The organism is Micromonospora sp. CPCC 206061, assembly GCF_036906915.1.
Classification (GTDB): domain Bacteria; phylum Actinomycetota; class Actinomycetes; order Mycobacteriales; family Micromonosporaceae; genus Phytohabitans.
In genome coordinates this window covers 1-4,243 of sequence record NZ_JBAKHX010000175.1, presented here as the reverse complement: position 1 = coordinate 4,243, position 4,243 = coordinate 1, and the positions used below count along the sequence as shown (strand labels likewise).

The window sequence follows — 4,243 nt, the reverse complement described above, 5'->3', positions numbered from 1 at the left end:
CGGCATCGAACCTAGCGGATCACGAACCCCCGGGCCCGATCACCACCCCTATAGAAGCGTCGATGCAAGATGCCTTGATCGGCGCTCGCCGGAGCGGCGCTGCGATGCCCCTGGGGAGGCGTCGCTGCCTGGCGAGAGCTAGGGGCCTCGCCGGCCGGCGGGCCGGCCATCCGGCCCGCCATCTCCCTTGGCAACCTGTAGCGCCTAGCTCGCCAATTCCCATAAGTCGTCAAGATCTGCCGCGCGCGCCCCGCGCATCTCGCAGGGAGCCGCGCGGCCCGCAGCGCGCCCCCCAGGCTCGCCGATCAAGGGCGATCGCATCGATCAAGGCCGAACGCACGTGGAAAAGAGATCGAACCACGCGCGTTTGTCCTTGATCGACGGGAAAGGGCGGTGATGCGTCCGCGCAGCTGGGTGCGCGGGGCGGGGGGTGGTTAGGGGGCGGGGGTTAGGGCTTCGGAGAGGTTGTCGGCTATCAGGGCTACCTGCCAGGCGCGGGCGCCGTAGCCGCGCAGCGTCGCCGCCACTGTCTCCGGGGTGATCTCTTCGGGGGGCGTCCAGGCCAGGCGGCGGATCGAGTCGGGAGTGATCAGGTTTTCCGGGGGCAGGGTGTGTGTCGCCGCTGTCTCGGTGACCACCGCGCGGCAGCGGGCGAGCCGGGCGGCCGCGACCGGGTCGCGCTCGGCCCAACGGTGCGGCGGAGGGGGGCCGTCGAGGGGCGGTGTCACGGGCAAGGCGTCGTCGGGCAGGGCGCGGGCCTCCGCGAGTGCGTCGATCCAGGTACGCGCCAGGCGGCGCACCGAGCGCCCGCCGAACCCGGGCAGGGTCAGCAGGGTGCGCTCGTCCTTGGGATCGAGTTCGGCGGCGGCGATGATCGCGGCGTCGGGCAGGACGCGGCCCGGTGCCGTGTCGCGCCGTGCGGCGATGGTGTCGCGGGCGTACCACATCGCTCGGACGCGGGCCTGGGCGCGCGCGCCCCGGATGCGGTGTATGCCCGATGTGCGCCGCCACGGGTCGGGGCGCTGCCGGGGCGGCTGCGCACCCCAGGCGACCAGCGCGGCGAACTCCTCCGCCGCCCACTCGGCCTTGTCCTGGGCCACTAGTTCGGCGGCCAGCACGTCGCGGAGGTCGACGAGGAGCTCGACGTCGAGGGCGGCGTACGTCAGCCAGGACTCGGGGAGCGGTCGGCTCGACCAGTCGGCCGCCGAGTGGTGCTTCTCAAGGGTGTACCCGAGCAGCTGTTCGGTCAGCGCGGCCAAGCCGACCCGCTCGAATCCCGCCAGCCGAGCGGCCAATTCGGTATCGAAGAGTCGCCGCGGGCGCAGGCCAAGATCAGCCAGGCATGGGAGGTCCTGGCTGGCCGCGTGCAGCACCCATTCCGCGTCGGCGATGGCCTCGTCGAGCGTGTGCAGGTCACCCAGCGGCAGCGGGTCGATCAAGGTCGTGCCAGCGCCCGCCCGGCGGAGTTGTACCAGGTAGGCGCGCTGCGTGTACCGGTAGCCGGACGCGCGTTCGGCGTCGACGGCGACCGGGCCGGTGCCGGCGGCGAATCGCCCGACGAGCTCGGCGAGCTGGTCGGGTGTTTCCGCGGGTGCGGGCGTGCCCTCGCGAGGAGCTGTCAGTGGAACGGGCCCGTCAGGCATTGGGTCGGGCCCCACGTCTCCCGGCGCCGATGGCTTTCCGTTGTGTGGTCCGTCCCCTGCTTGGCGTTGCGCGGCCCGACGGCGCAGGGGTGGTTCGTCGGTCACCCGACAACCGTAGTGGGACCGCGCGCCAGCAACGAGCAGCCGGTGCCCGGCGCGTCGAATCGCCGGCAGGGGAGACTGGATTCAGTGCGGTACGGTCCACCTGCTGATGATCTGTGCGGGCGGGTTGTCCGGCAATGCGACTGTGAAGTTGGCGTCCTAGGGGAGGGGGCGAGGATCTCGCCATGAGCACTGGGTACGACCCGCCGGCAGAACGGTCGGGGTCTGCACTGCCCGGCCCGCGACACTCGATCGACGACGAGCTGGCCCGACCAGGGACTTCGCCCTCTGTCGACACCGACTCGCTGTACCGCCGACCGGGCGGCCCGCCGCCGGCGGCCGGCTTCGGCTCGCCCGCGGGACCGCCGCCAGGTCCCGAGCCGGCGAGCGCGCCACCCGGGTACCAGCCCGCGGCGTACCCCGCGCCGCCGTACCCCCTCTCCGCGCCGCCGATGTCGGCGGTGCCGATGGCCGACCCGATGGTCTTCGGCACGGCGCGGCCGCCGCGCCGGATGGCCTGGCCCGGCATCGTCGCGCTCACGCTGGTCGTGGCGCTCGCCGGACTGGCCGGCTTCCAGGCGTACCAGATCCGCGACCTGCAAAGCCGCGTTGTCGAGTCCGACCGGAAGCTCGCCGACGAGCAGGCAGCCGACGCCAGCCGGTTCAACGGCATCGAGGAGCGCACCGGCGAGCTCGAGACCGAGGCGGGCAAGGCGTTCAACCCCGAGGCGATCTCCGATCAGGTGCTGCCCAGCGTGTTCAGGGTGGCGGCCGGGCGGTTCACGGGCACCGCGTTCGCGGTCGGCAAACCGGCGAACGGCGGCGGCACCAACCTGTTCACCAACTACCACGTGGTCGAGTCGGTCTGGGACGCCGGCGACCGGGAGGTCTTCATCGAGCGCCGCGACCAGCGGTGGCCGGCGACGATCGTCAAGGTCGACGAGGGCAACGACGTGGCCCAGCTCCGTACGACGAGCAGGTTCGACGGGCTGACCACGGCCGGCTCGGCCGCCAAGTCGGGCCAGCAGATCGTGGTCGTCGGCGCGCCACTCGGTCTCGAAGACACGGTGACAACGGGCGTGATCAGCGCGATCCGGAAGAACGAGGACGGTGCCGGCACGGTGATCCAGTTCGACGCGCCCATCAACCCGGGCAACTCCGGTGGCCCGGTCATCAACGCCGCCAAGCAGGTGGTCGGCATCGCGACCGCCAAGGCACGCGACGCCGAGGGGATCGGTCTGGCAGTACCGATCAAGACCGCCTGTGACGTGTTCAAGATCTGTTGATACGCGCGCCGACGCGGCGCACACCAGGAGGAACGATGTCCCACCCCCCAGGCTCTCCGTACCAGCCGGGAGACGCACCACCTCCGCCGGTGCCCTCCGGTAACGAGCCGGCGTACACGATTCCGACCGGTTCGGTGCCGGCTGGATCGGCGTATCCGCCGCCCGACCCCGCAGCCGCACCCCCGCCCCCACCGCCGCCTGCGGCCTACCCACCTGGCTCTGCCTCTGTCCCGCCAACCGCCGCCTACCCCGCACAGCCGGCCTCCGGCTCGCCGTACGCCGCGCCGCCCGCGTCGGGAGCGCCGTACGCGGCCTCGCCCGCCCCGGACGCGCAGTACGCGCCGCCGCCCGGTGGTGCGCCGTATGCGCCCGCGGGTGGCGCCTACGCCGCGCCGCCGCCATCGGGTGCGCCCTACGTACCGCCCGGCCAGCCGACCGGGTACGAGGCCGGGCCGGTGCCGGGTTACGCGGCGGCGCCCGGTTACGACCCGGCGTCCGGCATCCCCGCCTCGGGCCCGCCGCCGATGTCCGGCCCGCCGATGTCCGGAGCGCCCTATTCGGCCGCGCCCTACGGTGCCCCGTACGGCGCGCCCGCGGGCCCTGCCGGTCCCAAGCGCAACCCGACGGTGCTGGTGCTGGCGGTGGTCGCCGGGCTGCTGTTCATCCTCGGCGGCGTGATGACCGCGCTGTACATCGGCAAGTCCGGCGACCTGGACCGCACCGAGAAGAACCTCAACGCGCAGGTCGTGAGCCGCGACGAGCAGCTCACGGCGAAGAGCACCGAGCTCGACACGCTCAAGCGTGATCTGGAGGCGGCCAACGCGAAGCTGTCCACCGCCGAGCAGGACCTGGCCGGCACCAAGAACGCAAAGGACCAGACGGAGAAGGAGAAGGCGGCCATCGCCAAGTGCCTGAACCTGGTCAACACGTTCATCAGCGAGCTGGCCGACGGCGACCGTGCCGGCGCCGAGAAGGCGGCGGACGCCCTGGCCGCGCCGTGCCGCGAGGCCGACAAGTACCTCTGACGCCTGATCGCCAAAAGCGCCCGCGCCGGTGACGGCGCGGGCGCTTTCGCGATCAAGGGCGTTTGCATCGATCAAGGGCAAACGCACGTGGAAAAGAGATCAAAGCACGTGCGTTTGCCCTTGATCGGCGGGGCTGGGGCCGGCGGCGGCGGCGGGCGCGGCGGCGGGCGCGGCGGCGGGCGCGGCG

3 protein-coding genes are annotated in these 4,243 nt (G+C 72.7%); 2 read left to right on the top strand and 1 reads right to left on the bottom strand.

Going from position 1 to position 4,243, the window contains the following annotated elements; genetic code table 11:
• Nucleotides 1-434: 434 nt before the first annotated feature.
• The gene (locus V6V89_RS41110; RefSeq protein ID WP_334625150.1) at nucleotides 435-1,748 is read right to left on the bottom strand and encodes an HRDC domain-containing protein; all 1,314 of its coding nucleotides are present in this window, start codon (nucleotides 1,746-1,748) and stop codon (nucleotides 435-437) included.
• 182 nt (nucleotides 1,749-1,930) lie between these two features.
• On the opposite strand from V6V89_RS41110, the gene V6V89_RS41105 reads away from it, so the two are divergent.
• Together V6V89_RS41105 and V6V89_RS41100 are read left to right on the top strand one after the other, a co-directional pair.
• Nucleotides 1,931-3,031 carry a S1C family serine protease gene (locus V6V89_RS41105; RefSeq protein ID WP_334625148.1) on the top strand — a complete coding sequence of 367 codons (1,101 nt, stop codon included), beginning with the start codon at nucleotides 1,931-1,933 and terminating at the stop codon, nucleotides 3,029-3,031.
• 35 nt (nucleotides 3,032-3,066) lie between these two features.
• The gene (locus V6V89_RS41100) at nucleotides 3,067-4,056 is read left to right on the top strand and encodes a hypothetical protein (RefSeq protein ID WP_334625147.1); all 990 of its coding nucleotides are present in this window, start codon (nucleotides 3,067-3,069) and stop codon (nucleotides 4,054-4,056) included.
• Nucleotides 4,057-4,243: the final 187 nt, after the last annotated feature.